Annotated in this window: 10 protein-coding genes; 6 read left to right on the forward strand and 4 right to left on the reverse strand. The window is 46.3% G+C overall.

Features of this window, described 5'->3' with window-relative positions; all coding sequences use genetic code 11:
• The first annotated feature begins 300 nt into the window (after positions 1 to 300).
• Positions 301 to 1,041: a sulfite exporter TauE/SafE family protein gene (locus tag C7R56_RS01325; protein WP_159072119.1), complete on the forward strand. Its 741-nt coding sequence runs from the start codon at positions 301 to 303 to the stop codon at positions 1,039 to 1,041.
• A 73-nt stretch (positions 1,042 to 1,114) separates the two neighbouring features.
• On the opposite strand, the gene C7R56_RS01330 is transcribed toward C7R56_RS01325, so the two are convergent.
• Complete coding sequence (locus tag C7R56_RS01330; RefSeq protein ID WP_107994837.1) at positions 1,115 to 2,455, reverse strand: DUF1576 domain-containing protein; 1,341 nt, start codon at positions 2,453 to 2,455, stop codon at positions 1,115 to 1,117.
• Between the two features lie 357 nt (positions 2,456 to 2,812).
• Here C7R56_RS01330 and C7R56_RS01335 point away from each other — a divergent pair, with 357 nt between their 5' ends.
• Complete coding sequence (locus C7R56_RS01335) at positions 2,813 to 3,829, forward strand: Gfo/Idh/MocA family oxidoreductase (RefSeq protein ID WP_107994838.1); 1,017 nt, start codon at positions 2,813 to 2,815, stop codon at positions 3,827 to 3,829.
• Positions 3,830 to 4,180: 351 nt separating this feature from the next.
• Here the strand turns inward: C7R56_RS01335 and C7R56_RS01340 are convergent, their stop codons facing one another.
• Positions 4,181 to 4,999, reverse strand: a complete 819-nt coding sequence (locus C7R56_RS01340) for an aldo/keto reductase (RefSeq protein WP_107994839.1) — start codon at positions 4,997 to 4,999, stop codon at positions 4,181 to 4,183.
• A 198-nt stretch (positions 5,000 to 5,197) separates the two neighbouring features.
• Here C7R56_RS01340 and C7R56_RS01345 point away from each other — a divergent pair, with 198 nt between their 5' ends.
• The 3 genes from C7R56_RS01345 to C7R56_RS01355 all read left to right on the forward strand — a co-directional run bounded on the left by C7R56_RS01345 (position 5,198) and on the right by C7R56_RS01355 (position 10,199).
• A complete protein-coding gene (locus tag C7R56_RS01345; RefSeq protein ID WP_107994840.1) occupies positions 5,198 to 8,059 on the forward strand; it encodes a DUF3427 domain-containing protein in 2,862 nt (953 codons plus the stop codon).
• A gap of 205 nt (positions 8,060 to 8,264) precedes the next feature.
• Positions 8,265 to 9,428: a M20 family metallopeptidase gene (locus C7R56_RS01350; protein WP_159072120.1), complete on the forward strand. Its 1,164-nt coding sequence runs from the start codon at positions 8,265 to 8,267 to the stop codon at positions 9,426 to 9,428.
• Between the two features lie 273 nt (positions 9,429 to 9,701).
• Positions 9,702 to 10,199: a hypothetical protein gene (locus tag C7R56_RS01355; RefSeq protein ID WP_107994842.1), complete on the forward strand. Its 498-nt coding sequence runs from the start codon at positions 9,702 to 9,704 to the stop codon at positions 10,197 to 10,199.
• A 208-nt stretch (positions 10,200 to 10,407) separates the two neighbouring features.
• On the opposite strand, the gene C7R56_RS01360 is transcribed toward C7R56_RS01355, so the two are convergent.
• Positions 10,408 to 11,004, reverse strand: a complete 597-nt coding sequence (locus tag C7R56_RS01360) for a helix-turn-helix domain-containing protein (RefSeq protein WP_159072121.1) — start codon at positions 11,002 to 11,004, stop codon at positions 10,408 to 10,410.
• A gap of 254 nt (positions 11,005 to 11,258) precedes the next feature.
• Between C7R56_RS01360 and C7R56_RS01365 the strand changes: the two genes are divergently transcribed.
• On the forward strand, positions 11,259 to 12,902 hold the full coding sequence (locus tag C7R56_RS01365) for a phosphoenolpyruvate carboxykinase (ATP) (protein ID WP_107994844.1): 1,644 nt from the start codon (positions 11,259 to 11,261) through the stop codon (positions 12,900 to 12,902).
• Between the two features lie 99 nt (positions 12,903 to 13,001).
• Here the strand turns inward: C7R56_RS01365 and C7R56_RS01370 are convergent, their stop codons facing one another.
• Positions 13,002 to 14,843 carry a sensor histidine kinase gene (locus tag C7R56_RS01370; RefSeq protein ID WP_107994845.1) on the reverse strand — a complete coding sequence of 614 codons (1,842 nt, stop codon included), beginning with the start codon at positions 14,841 to 14,843 and terminating at the stop codon, positions 13,002 to 13,004.
• Between the last annotated feature and the right edge of the window lie 37 nt (positions 14,844 to 14,880).

The raw sequence follows: 14,880 nt of genomic DNA on the forward strand, positions 1-14,880 counted from the left end.
ATCTTGCATAGTCGTCAGAAGTGTACTGGTGAAGGCGATTACAAAAATGGTTATGAAGGAAGTGGGCTCGGTGAAGAGCGATGGTGGGGGGAACAGTCATTGTGGGCATAAGTCTTTGGTTACATTTTAACACTTTTTGCTGTTGAGTGCGAGGTTTGGATGACCGCCAAACCCAATTCACACGTACTTTTTTTCTAGTAACCGAAGTGATTAAGCGTTTTCCGGATTGTGGTCTCTGAGTCATTGTCATTTTTGAGGATAATCGGTAAAATGAAAGAATCGTTGGAGGGGGGTTACAGAATGTTGGGTTTGAACGGGATTGAATGGGTGATGTTGATCATTGCCGCGATCATCATCGGTTTTTCGAAAACAGGCATACAAGGTGCGACAATACCGGCAGTGGCACTCATTGCGGTTTTGTTCGGCGGGAAGGCGTCAGCCGGAATTATGTTGCCGATGCTGATGCTGGGGGATTTGATCGCCATCTTTCAGTACGGCAAACAAGGTAAATTCAGTGACGTCCTGAAATTGTTGCCTGCAGCCGTAATTGGTATTGCCATTGGAGCCATCACGGGCAATTATCTCGATGACAAGCAGTTTAAAGCTTTATTGGGTATCGTCGTGTTGATTTGCTTGGGGCTGTTAATCTACAGAGAGGTGGCAAAAAGAGTTTTACCGCTTCCGAAAAATCCAATCTTCCACTGGATGGTCGGGGCTGTCAGCGGTTTTTCATCGATGGTCGGGAATGCGGCCGGGCCTATTTTCAACGTCTATTTGCTGTCGCAGGACATTTCCAAGAACAAGATGATCGGAACAACGGCCTGGTTCTTCCTGCTGATGAATATCGTGAAATTGCCTTTCCATATCTTCATGTGGGGCACCGTTACCTGGGGAACGCTCCGGTACATGTTGCTGATGATTCCGTTCATCGCATTCGGCAGTTGGATGGGAATCACTTTCGTCAGGAAGATAAACGAAGTGTGGTACAAACGCATCATCATGATCATGACCGCAATTGCGGCGATTCGTCTGTTCATCTAAAAGTAAAAAGCGATGCCTTATGAACGAGTTTGCTCCGTTCATAAGGCATCGCTTTTGTTTTCCGAAAAATTAGCTACTTGGTGTGTTCGACTTCTACTTCATCAGCCGGATCGACTGGCCCACGCAAAGCGCGTTGGTTGGCCCGGTGGAGGTGGAATGCTTCCAAGATCGGAACCAGTATCGAAGCGACAAGTCCGCCCGAAAAGCCATTGTTGTAGAGGTTGACTCCGCCATGGAGATAACCGATATTCATGACCAACGTCAGATGCATGGCTCCCGCGATGATGCCCGCTATGTTCCCATAGCGACCCGCCAACGGTGCTAAGGTTGTACCGAACAGTGCCGAAATCAGCACGATGGTTGACTGATTGTCCTGATAATTGAGTCGGCCCATCAGCGTGACCCCGATTAGAATCGGCAGGACATTCTTGACGTTTTTCCCGAAGGCTCCAAAACCTATGACTGTGAAGATTCCTCCCAAAACGGGACCGTTGATTTCTCCACCCATTAAAAGAATGTAAGTCGTAGACAGGAATCCAAGCAAGGACATGTTAATGAGCGTCGCACCCAAACCGCCAAGCTCCAGGTAATCAGTGGACAATTGGCCCGAATGGCGCATGATTCGCTTTAACCCCTTGAAGCTCCATCCGTTGAGCCACAAGCCAAACAGGAACATGCCGCTGAACAGTGAATAGAGCATCACTGAAAATGGGCCGTTGTAGCCGCTGGCAAGGATATTTGCTGTTTTGATCTCGAAGCCGAAGTTGCGCATCAAAGAGATGAAGACCGTTCCGATGATGCCGCAGGTGAAGCCGACGTTATAGAGGCTGAATCCTCTTGTGAAGGTAACGAAATGATGCGCTAGTGGGGGAATCAGGAAGCCGGAAATGAAACCGGCGCCAAGCCCCAGAAGCACACCATAGGGTTGACCGATGCCGAGGCTGAAAGAGAGTTCACTGACCAACGGTGCCAAGGCAGTCCCGAAAAGGGCAGCCAGCAACGATTTGTGCATCGGTACTTTTGTGACTCTTGCATAAGTGAAGGCACCGATGCTGATCGGCATGGAATTGAATAAGTTCTTACCAAAAAAGGCAAATCCCGCAATCGTCAAAATGCCAGCTATGACCGGGCCGTTTATCTTGGCATCCGCCATCCGGACAATCCAGATGGCCTGCAGCGTCATCAACGAAACGTTGAATAATGCCGCTCCGACGTTCGTCAATGCCATGTAATCCGTAAACAGATTAGCCGGAGAGGCCAAGATGGTGAGGTTGCCTTCATAAATTTCCCGTGGGCTGTTGAACAGGAAGGCCACACCACCCATCAATAAGGCAAATCCTATCAATAAACCGAATTTTAATTGCTCGGAGAGTTCCTCTTCGCCACTCATAGTAGGCTGTCTTTTCTGTATCATTAGTGTCCCCCAATCTTATAGTGTTGAAACTGATAAATGAAAACGGAATATGGAAATTGCTGTTTGTCGTGACTGAAAGAACCTAATCTGACAAACTCATGTAAACGTTAACTTACATTTAATTATACAGGGCCGGAGCGACTCTCACAATATTTATTTTCAACTTTACTAAAATCAACTAATATTGCAACAGGAAATACACAAATGGAACAATCTGCGCTGAACATTTGGTCCAAAAGAAAGCACCCCATCTAAAAATGGGCGCACTTTTGTACCGATTCAGCCCGGATTGGTTTACATTCGGATATATACCGCTACAATATAGAGAGAAGATACAATCATTTAGGGGGAAGAAATATGCTGACAATCGGATACATCGGAAACGGAAAGAGCACGAACCGTTATCATCTGCCATTTTCTTTATCAAGAAGCAACATAAAAGTCAAAACAATCTATAGCCGGAATCCGGAGAAGAGCGATTGGGAAAAAATCGAGGGCATCCACTACACCGGGAATATTGCGGATGTGTTGGAGGATGATGACATCCAGTTGGTGGTCGTCTGCACGCATACGAATTCCCACTACGAGTTCGCCAAACAAGCTTTGGACCACGGCAAAAATGTACTGGTCGAAAAACCCTTCATGGCAACTTCCGAAGAAGCGGCCGCCATTTTTGCTTACGCAAAAGAAAAGGGCTTGCTGGTCCAGTGTTACCAGAACAGACGCTACGATTCGGACTTCCTGACGACGCAGAAAGTCATCGAAAGCGGCAAATTAGGCGATCTGTTGGAAGTCGAGATAGCCATTGATTACTATCGCCCGGAAATTCCCTTGTCTATCGACAGCTTCACCAAGGATACCAGCTACCTGTACGGAATCGGCAGCCATACCATCGATCAGGTCCTTTCCTATTTCGGCAAACCGGACAAAATCCATTATGATGTGCGCCAATTGTTGGGGCCGGGCCGGATGAACGATTATTTCGATTTGGATTTCCACTATCAGAATCTGAAGGTTTCCATCAAATCCAGCTTCTTCAGACTGAAGGAGCGTCCGAGCTTCATCGTTTACGGCAAAAAGGGTATGTTCGTGAAACAGACCCGAGACCGTCAAGAAGAGCACCTGAAAATATTCCACATGCCGAACAATTCCGATTTCGGTGTCGACCTGCCGGAACATTACGGGGTTCTGACATATATGGATGATGAAGGCGTCTACCACGAAGAAAAAGTTGTCTCCGAAAAAGGCGATTACGCCAGAGTCTATGACGATCTGTACAACGCAATCGTGAACGGTGCGGAAAAAGTCACCAAGGATGAAGAGACCCTGCTGCAGATGGATATCATCGAAACAGGCATAGAGGGTATGGTCTAAAGAGTATGATAGTGAAAGAACCCAGTGTCGGCCTCATAGGGGGCGGACACTGGGTTCTTTGTTTATTTGATTGTCCGGTAACCGTCTTTTTGAAGGGTTTGTGGCCAGCGGGGCTCTACCTCCGGTGAACGGTGCCTTCGCCGAAGTTCGGCCAACATTCCGTTTGCGTCCTCCGCCGAGCGCAGCCTCGCTGTAGTTACGGCTGAAAGTTACCCAAGAACTTCGGTGAGCGTACGCCTCACCGGAGCTGCGCACTCGCATTGATTGCTATTTTTCGTAAAAATTATCATCTGTAAAAATAGAAAAAACCTTAAAATGAACGCCCACTTTAAGGATTTTTTTGTTGGTTATTTAATTTGCGCGGACATCTTTCATCGCATCCAAAATGGCTACATCTTCCGGCGAAATGGTGAAATCAAGCTGTGCATTTTCGGTGATGCGGGCCTCATGCGTAGACTTCGGCAAAGGCAAAGTATCCTTTTCCAAACAGTAACGGATGGATAACTGCGCCGGCGTTACATCGTATTTTTCAGCCATTTGCTTGATTTCCGCGCTATCCAGAATCGCACCGGTAGCTAAAGGTGAATAAGCTTCAACCACGATTTTGTGCGTTTTGCAGAAAGTCAGCAGGTCTTTTTGGTCGCGGCCGATGTAGAAAGGAATCTGGTTCGCCATCGGGATGATGTCGCAGTTGTCCAGGATCGCTTGCAAGTCTTTGATGGAGAAGTTCGAAACCCCGATTGCGCGAATTCGGCCTTCGTCATAGAGCTGTTCCATGGCTTTCCAGACTTGGATGTTGCCTTCGGTACAGTCTTTGCCGATCTCGTCCCATGGCCATGGCGCATGGATCAGATAGAGGTCCAGATAATCCAGGCCAAGATTGTTCATGGTTTCTTCGAAGTGCTGCATTGCACCATCAAAATCTTTGATTTGCGCAGGCAATTTGCTGGTCACGAACACTTCTTCGCGCGCAATACCGAAATCGCGGATCGCTTTTCCCACATTTTCTTCGTTGTGATAGGCATGTGCCGTATCGATGTGCGTATAGCCGTTCTTCAAAGCCATCGTCACCGCCGCATGGGCTTCTTCGTTGGGGATTTGCCATGTCCCGAAACCGATAGAGGGAATCGTCACGCCGTTGTAAAAAGTGAATACGTCTTTATTTGTCATTAAATAACCTCCTGATATGATAACGTTTACTATTATTCAGTTTAGAGTAGTTGAGGGCAGATGTAAAAGAATACACCTCGCAATCCAAAAAACGATATAAATCAGATATGCGTAAATAGAATAATTATTGCGACATGATCTAGTAAAATATTATCGGTATGATAAACTGGTGAGTAAAGACACAAGTGAGGTGGAGCCATGTATTCGTTGATTACCAACAGCAAAAAAGGGACCTTGTTGGATGAATTAGTCCAATCGTTGGAAACGTGCCAACGCTTTTACCTGAACGTGGCCTTCATCAACTTTTCCGGACTGCAATTGTTGCTGGATCCGATCCAAAAAGCGGCAGAGAATGGTGCGTCCGGAAAAATACTGACGGGGACTTACCTGAACTTTACGGAACCGTATGCGTTGACCCGATTAAAAGCATTCCAGCATATCGATACGCGCATTTTTGTCGCTACCCATCAAACAGGCTTTCATCCTAAAGCTTATATTTTTGAATATACCAATTATTATAAAGTCATCGTCGGCTCTTCCAATATCACTCAAAGCGCCTTGAAAAGCAATATTGAATGGAACCTTCAGATCATCACCAAGGACGGCGATGAGGACGAGCAATTCATTTCGGAAATTATGGAAGCCTACAGCCTGATTTGGGAAAGCAGCGAAATATTGGATGATGCCTTCATCAATGATTACGCAAGTTTCTTGATGGATCGCAAAAAAGATCTTGTTGTCCAAGAGTCTTATCCTATGGTTTTCCAATTCACGCGCGGACCGTCGATCAAACCAAATATGATGCAGGAATTAGCGATAGAAAAGCTGATGCGGCTGCGGGAAAAGCACCAGGAGAAGGCGTTAGTGGTGGCTGCCACTGGAACCGGTAAAACGTTCCTAGCTGCTTTTGATGTGAAACAGGCAAAACCAGAGCGGCTTTTATTTCTGGTGCATCGAGAAGACATCCTGCATAGTGCGATGTCTTCCTTCAAAAAAATCATCAATCTGAAGGATAAATCGACCGGGATTTTATCCGGAACATCCAAAGAGCATCAGTCTGATTATTTGTTTGCGACGATCCAAAGCATGAAGAATATTTATGCAGAATATGATCCGGGGCACTTCGACTATATCATCGTGGATGAGGCGCATCATGCGACCAGTCCGAGATATATGGAGGTTCTCGAGCATTTTAATCCCAAATTCCTGTTAGGGATGACTGCGACTCCGGAGCGGACGGATGGCGGTAACATCTTTGACCTGTTCGATAACAATGTACCGGTTGAAATCCGGTTGCGCGAGGCTTTGGAATACGATTTGTTGGTGCCGTTCCACTATTTTGGCATCACCGATGAATCGGGTGTCGATTTAAAGGATTCGGAAAATCTGACGCCTGATCAAATTGCAAAGCGCCTCAGTGTTCATCGAAGGGTAGATTTTATCATCGAAAAAATGAACTACTATGGGCATGATGGCTTGAAACGAAAAGCGTTAGGCTTCTGTATGACGATTGCGCATGCAGAATTTATGGCGGAGGAATTCAATAAACGGGGTATCCCAAGCATCGCCTTATCCGGTGGCGATAAAGTATCCAGAAGAGAAGCCTACACGAAGTTACTGGAAGCGGAAGATTCTGATCTGGAAGTGATCTTCACCGTGGACATTTTCAATGAAGGAATCGATATTCCCGGCGTCAATCTGGTCATGATGCTGCGGCCGACCCAATCTTCCATTGTGTTCACACAACAATTGGGACGTGGCTTGCGCAAAAAAGACAACAAGGAATTCCTGACGGTCTTGGATTTCATCGGCAATTACAGCAAAAGCTTCCTGAACGCGATCGCTCTGAACGGGCGCCGCTTTTACGACAAGGACAGCGTCAAGACGTCAGTGAAACGCAATTTCTCGGATTTGCCGGGAGCGACCCATATCCAGTTGGACGAAATCAGCAAACAACAGATTCTGGAGCAAATTGATTTTGAGAACTTTTCTACTCTGGCCTATTTAAAGAATACGTACAATGAATTCAAAAACTTGAATAACGGAAGAATTCCTTGGCTATTGCAGGATTATTTAAAAGTCGATGCCGCACCAGACCCGGTTAAATTCTTCTCCAGATCGGGTAAATTTAAAGCGAAGAACTACATCGAATTTTTGGATAAAGTCGAGCCGAATAATGAACTAGTGATGGAATTGCAAGGTAATCCTTTATTCATGGCCATGTTGACTGATTTGTCTCAAAAATTACCTTTAGTTCGGCTACATGAAAATATGATCTTAAACTATCTGCTGACAAGTGAAACATGTAGTTTGGAGACAGCAAGAGCAGAATTACTAGAGTATTTGGATACAGTCGATGACGAGACCATTCTGCATGCTTTCCGTACCTTGAATATGGAATTTTCTGATAAAGGGGAATTGAAATCTGCAAGACCATTGGTGACTTTGGATGATAGGAATATGTTGCATCGGACGGAAGAATTTTCAATCATCTTGGCAGATGAACAGTATCGTCCTTTTATCGAAGATGTCCTGCATTACGGCAGAATGCGCTATTTAAAAACATTTGGCTCAATAAACTATGGCATCCCGCATTTGAAACTCTACGAAGAGTACACAATGAAGGACATCGCCATTGTTTCAAACTATAAAAAAATACATTCTTCCTTCCGAGGACAGGGCGTGCTGAAAAATGATGAAATCAATCATTACTTCTATTTTGTGGACCTTCATAAAGGTGACGACGTAGAAGAACGCGTGAACTACAAGGATAAGTTCATCAACACCAAGCAGTTCCAATGGGAATCGCCTAACTCCACAAAAGTAGACTCTGACCGAGGGCAAGACTTCATCCATGCGGAAAAACGAGGCGTAACCTTGCATTTGTTCGCGCGGAAATTCAAACAAATCGATAATGTGACATCCAAATTCATCTATTTAGGCAAAATAAATCCATTGTCATACCGAAATGAAAAACCGATTGAGATTCAATATAAGCTGCAAAACGAAGTGCCGTGGGAGTTATATCAAGAGTTTGAACCGGAACTTCCCATCAAGTAAATACATTTGGTGCAAGACTGCCGGGAACTGTAGCTGTGATTCTAGGCGAGCTACAGCTTCCGGTATTTGTCTGCACACATGCGAATGAATCTGGTTTCGTCAGGAATGGCGACAACCAATGTCAGGGTTAATTTGAGAACGCTTTTAAAAAACGGTATATTTTAGACAGGGGTGAATGTTATAATTTCGCCAAGGGGGAATGTTCATGGGCTTCGATAGGAATCAGTATTTACGTGAATTGGAGACGATTGTCAATATCGACAGTGGCAGCAGAAATTCTGCGGGCACACGGGAAGTGGCGGCGTTTTTGGAAGAGAAATATAGGCAGCAAGGTTTTCTGACTGAGCTGGTTTCGGTCGGTCCGGAAGTTGGGCCGGTGCTGGTGGCGACGAATGCTCCGGACGAACCCATCGATTTGCTCTTCATCGGCCACACTGATACTGTGTTCCTGGATGGGGAAGCGAGCAGACGGCCTTTCAAGATAGAGGGAGAGCGGCTTTATGGTCCGGGTGTCTATGACATGAAAGGCTGCAGCCTGTTGACGGCTTATGTGCTGGAAAACTTGCCCGAAGAACTGAAGGGGAACCTCAATATCTGCGTGATTCACAATCCGGATGAGGAGATCAGTTCCTTTTATTCTCGCGAAGTGATCATCGAGAAAGCGAAAACGGCCAAATTCGCCTTCGTCATGGAGCCGAGTTCAGCGGACGGTTCGATGATCAAGGAAAGGAAAGGCATCGAAAAACTGAAGATCCATTTCAAGGGCCGGTCATCCCACGCCGGTGATGCTCCCCAGGAAGGGCGCAGTGCCATCAATGAACTGGCTCATTGGATCGTTCGCATGAATACTTTGATCGATTACGCTGCCGGTGTGTCTGTCAATGCGGGCACGATCCAGGGCGGCAGCGTACCGAATGTCGTTCCCGAGCACGCCCAGATGGAACTGGACTACCGTTACTCAAACCCCGCGGACGTCACGGCCTTCTTTGATATGCTGGAGGAACTGCAGGCTCATGCTGCCGAAATGGAGATTGGCATCGACATCGAAGTGATTGGCAAGCGTCCGCCTATGGTCGACGTTCCCGGAGCGAAAGCTTTGCGGAGCGTCTTCGAGGATGTCGGCAAGCGAATGGGCACAGTCGTTTCGTTCAAGAAATCGGGAGGCGTATCCGACGCTAACTTCACGACTAGTGTCGGGGTTCCGACGGTCTGCAGCATCGGTCTGATCGGCGGTGCTTTCCATACCAATCATGAATATGTGGAGCTGGATTCCATTTTGCATCGCTTGGATCTTTTGACGGCGGTCATAGCAGAAATGAGTCAGCGGAAGATGTTCTGCGAAAGCGCAGATCGACTTTCCATTATGTGAACTCCAACGATTCAGACATGAAAAAATATAAATTGAACAGCAGCGCGAAGGCCATTATCTGGTCCTCTGCGCTGCTGTTTTTTTTGATGGAAGGCGCAGTGTTCCGCGGCGGAAATACTTGCCGAAGCACACCGGAAGAACAGCACTTTTACCGCTCCAGATGCGATAATAGAGGTATAGCATTTCAGCCGTAAATACCGATTTGTGCAGACTGCAGTTCGTGCAAATCAGTGATTGGATAATTCCGGGGGATTAAGCAGAAGGAGTGGTAACATGGTGAAGATTGGTGAGAAGACAGTTGTGTCCGTAACGTGCCAAGATGTTATTCTGCAATTAGCTGAGCAATATTGTTCTGAAGGCGAGTACCTTCATTTCGGGATGAAAGAGAATCCGAAAAAATATGTGTTGGTGACCGATGAAAAAATATATCTGATCAAATCCAAAGAGATGGCGGATGATAAGCATAAAGAGGATGTTTTCAGTATCCAATATACGCAGATGCGAAAAGAGGAATTAAGGATGAAGTTTGATGGCTGGTTTGTGGAAATGTCCACCAACAGCCCCACGAAGAAGGAGCCTCATTTCCATGTAATTTTGGACAAAATCCAAGGCTTGCATCCTGAAGAAAAGGAAATTTCCAACGAGAGTCCGCAACCCGTTTTGCCGGATTATCTGGATGCGGAAATCAACTGCTTAAAAGAAATATTGGCGGAAGGCCTCATCACGCAGGAGGAATACGAGAGTGTGAAGGACAGACTTTCGGAAATGTGACCAAGCAGCCGGTTCCTCGGAGTCGCGATACAGAATATATAAAAGAAAAACATGGATCTGCCTCGTTTCGAGACAGATCCATGTTTTTTGGAGTAGCGTGTTACTGGTGTTGCCCGATACTTATGGATTATCGGACAACTACGGGTGAAAGCAAGCAATGATTGTCCGATACTTAAAGGTTATCGGACAACTTCTTATGAAATTAAAATCAGACTGCCAAGCTTGTTCTTTTGAATGTGTTGAACTGGTCGCGCAGAAGGGCGCGCGTCAGGTGATCTTCAAAAGTCACGTTCAGATTCGGCAGTTTTGCGATATTGTAGATGTCGTTTGTATCTTCCACGAGCACCCAATTATTCAATACTTTTACGACGATGGAGGACAGTGGTTCTGCATGGCTGCACTTGAACAATGTATCATCCACAAATTTTTTGAAAGGATTGGCCAGTTGCGTTTCCGGCAGCATGTTCTCCGCCAAGTCCAAGGCATTATCCCGATAAATTGTGAATTCTTTCTCATAAACAGGTGGGGATTGTTTGATGAGTTCGTAATCCCGTTCCTTAATGTAGGCTAAGGCATCCTGATAACCTTTGCGGTATTCCTTAGTCGATTTGATGCCGCTGTTCATGTAGGTTTTGGCTGCGATGACTTCTTCCAATGAATCTTCAGGGATCAACCAGCCCTCTTTGTTGCTGAATTTCACGGCATCCTTGATTTTTCCTTTGCGGATCCATCTGCGCACCATTTCTTCTGAATGGGTAATATTTTTTTTGCTGAGTATTTTGACTGCTTCGGCTACGGTAAGCACTATTCATTCCTCCGTTATTACTTGTTTAGTTGACTCTATAGTAGCATTAAGCTTTCGGGATGTGGTGTTTCTTTTGTGTACTCCCAAACATAGTACAGTGAAAAAACACTTCTCGGATGCAAAAAAGTCTAATACACCAGTACAGTGTTTTTTTACTGTTCAAAATATCAAGCACATCATAAGTACACCTCATTATCGGCACAAACACAGAAAAGCATACTATAATGAAGGCATCAAAACTACGGAGGTCGAGTATGGCAACAATTGAAACGTACCAAAGATCTGCATTGAAGAAAACCAATCCATTGTTAACTAAATTACGCACTACAGTCGAAACTGCTTTCTACGGCAGCAATATGCATGAAGTGACGACACTTGCCGAAGCCTATGAGTTGGCGAAAACATCCCCAGGGGTCATCGTGACCGACCTTCCAATCAAAGAAACGGAAAAATTGGGCCTGCCTGAAGACGCAAAAGTGCTGGTCGAAAACGGCGGAAAGATAGTCGGACGGACCGCTAAAGCAAGAAGGATCGTCGGCGAGGACAAAGCGGAAGACGAACAATTGATCGCGATCGTCCGTGATGTCATCTACCAGAACCGTACCAAGAAGTACCACCATGCAACCGGCTATGTCGGATTGGATGAAGCGTTCATCATTAAAGCGCATATCGCATTTCCGGAAGGGAACGAAAATAATCTTTATTCTTGGTTGTTGAACTTCCAGTGGGCCAATGACATGTACAACGAATTGTACGCGCATTCAAAGAAATATGATGAAGGGGATATCTACATCTATGCAGATCCTGATTGGCGCCATCCCGATTATCCGCTTGGCCTTGCTTACTTTGAACCCGATCATAACGTCGCCTGTATTTTGGGTATGCAGTATTTTGGGGAATTCAAAAAAGGCACGCTGTCATTGGCCTGGGGTACCGCGCATCGCAACGGGTACGCTTCCTGCCACGGCGGCCTGAAGAAATTTGTGTTGGAAGACAAGAAACGCGTCTTTGCATTCTTCGGCTTGTCCGGTTCGGGTAAATCGACTCTGACGCATTCGAAGCACAACGGAAAGTACAAAGTGAAGGTATTGCATGATGATGCCTTCATCATCAATCTGGTTGACGGCTCATCGATTGCATTGGAACCGGCTTACTTCGACAAAACGCAGGATTATCCGGCTGACCATCCTGAGCAGGAATATTTCCTGACGGTGCAGAACGTAGGCGTGACGAAGGACATGGACGGGAAACGGGTCTTGGTGACGGAAGATATCCGCAACGGCAATGGCCGCACCGTTAAATCGCGTTACGTGACGCCGGACAGAGTGGACAAATTCCATTCGGGGATCGAGGGCGTCTACTGGATCATGAAAGATGATGCCTTGCCACCGCTTGTCAAAATCGAGAATCCGATCCTTGCCGCCACATTTGGAGCAACATTGGCAACGAAACGCTCAACAGCGGAAACCGCAAGAAAGGGCGAAGATAGAGACCGATTGGTTATCGAACCTTATGCCAACCCATTCCGCGTCTACCCGTTGATCGAAGATTACGAAGATTTTAAAGCCCTCCTGAGCAAAGAAGCAGTGGATTGCTATATCATCAATACCGGCGCTTTCCTGAACAAAGACATCACCAAAGACATCACGCTCGGCGTAATCGAAAGCATCGTCGAAGAGACCGCCGTATTCAAACCTTTCGGGAACGGGACCGGTTTGGCATACTTGGACGTGCCTGAATATGAACCGCCGTTGGAAGATGAGAATTACAAGAAACTGGTTAAAGAACGGATGACAATGCGCACGGAATTCCTGCAGACGTTCAACCAAGAACATCCCGAATGTCCGCTTCCGGATGAAGCCATCCATGCGTTTGACCAGATTGTCCAGTCTCTGTAAGTGCCAGCAAATCGGTTAACTCCTGATTTGAAATGAAAAAACCAACAGCATTGTCCCGTCAATCAGGAATAATGCTGTTGGTTTTCATTTGTTTTTGTGTCAATTTTTTTGGAGTGGGATATTGATGCAGACCGTCAAACCTTTTTGGGCTCTGTCCAGTCTGATTTGCCAATCATATTTATCAGCGATGGAAGAAACCACAAACAGTCCCAAGCCGGACCCATTGATGCCTTTGGTAGTGAAGAAAGGGTCGAACAGATCATTGCTCTCCAATCCTTCCGCGATGCCGGGTCCATCGTCTGTGATGGATAAGACCGCAAATTCCTTGTCCTTCGTCACAATCGAACGCTTCTGCAATTCGGCGTTGCATTCGGCATCAGCTTTTTTCAGCCTGATCCTGACATTGCCGGGACGCGTATCGATCGCTTGGAAGGCGTTTGTCAGAAGGTTATACAGGACCACCTGCAAGTCCTGCTTATCGAAGCCTTCAACCAAGATGCCAGGAGCGATGTCACTCTCGACTGTGATGCTCTTCGGCGTCAGGATCGTGATTTCGGAAATGGTGTCCTTGAGCACTTGCGAAAGATCGTGCGCGGTATCTTGTTGTCCTTCGCTGACTTTGGAAAAACGCAATACGTTTGTTGAGAGATCCTTGCCTTTTTCCGCCGCAAGGTAGATTTCCTTCAGTTCGCTGACCAATTCCTCGTTCTCGGCGTAGTCATCCATCAACAGCTGAGCATTTCCCAGGATAGGGGTAAGAAAATTATTCATGTCGTGAACAATGGTCGTGGTCAAAAGTCCGATTGCTTCCAGTTTGCTTTCTTTCAGGATCCGTTTTTCCAGTTGATGGCGCTCATTTTCGAATTTTTGTTTTTCGATGAGGCGTTGGCTTTCTTCGTAAGCCTGATTCTTTTTGTTGTAGCCCCTTATCAAAAGGATGAAGATGAGAATTATAGCAGAAATCAGCAATAATAGACTTAATAGGATATAATTGTTTTGTATAGGAACGCGGTTGTGCTCGTAGAAATCCGAGTTCAGTGCGACTACCCAGTGGGCTGCACCAATGTCGATCCACTCGAAGGCACCCAACTTCAGGACCTTGGTCGGATTCTCTTCGTCCCACCAATAGGAGTAGTAGCTGAGCGTCCCTTGTTCTTGGGTAAGCTGCGCTTCCTCCAATCGTCTCAGGTCGGAAAGATCCAAATCCGGGAACTGCTCTTGGCGGCCGGAGATGATATCAAGTCCGACTTGGCTTTCGACAGGATGGATGACGACTTCCATATCGGCATTCTTTACCAAGGGATAGCCACTGTAATCACTGGTGTCGCTGAATATTTCCGCCTTGAACATGTTCTCAAGGTTCAACGGTGCGACAAAATAACCGCTGACTTGGCCATCGTCTTCAACGATGGGGGAATAAAGATTCACGAAAGATTGATTTTCCAGAAAATAATCGCTGCTGTTTTGGACGGGTGACCCACCAGTGAACAACGATTTCAAACTCGGATCTGCTTGCAGATACGATTCGGCACGAGTTTCGGAAAGTACCTGGAGGGACCCATCTTCGATCTGCCATGCCTTCGCGAAAACACCTGCGCCATCCAGTTGGATCAAGAGATTCGTTTGATCTGCATAGGAACCGAGATAAGCGGCTACGATTGCCTCTATATCGGCATCGGCGAGTTGCGATTCTGGGAGATCCTCGGAAGCCAGTTTCTGAGAAAATTGCTGGAGCGATAAGGAACGGTTTTCGATGACAAGTTGCAGATTGTTCGTCACATAGTTCAAGGTGCGCATCAGTTGTTCCTGGCCGCTTTTCTTGGCATTCTCCTCCACGGAGTAGAAGCTGCCGGCGATCGTGACCAAGGTAATCGCGATGATGATGAATAACCCTGTCATGATGATGTTGATGATACGTGTCGTTGGTTTATTTTCCATCATAAGAGCCCTTTCTTAAAAAATACACAGTATGTAAATT

The organism is Trichococcus paludicola (assembly GCF_003052295.1).
GTDB lineage: Bacteria > Bacillota > Bacilli > Lactobacillales > Aerococcaceae > Trichococcus > Trichococcus paludicola.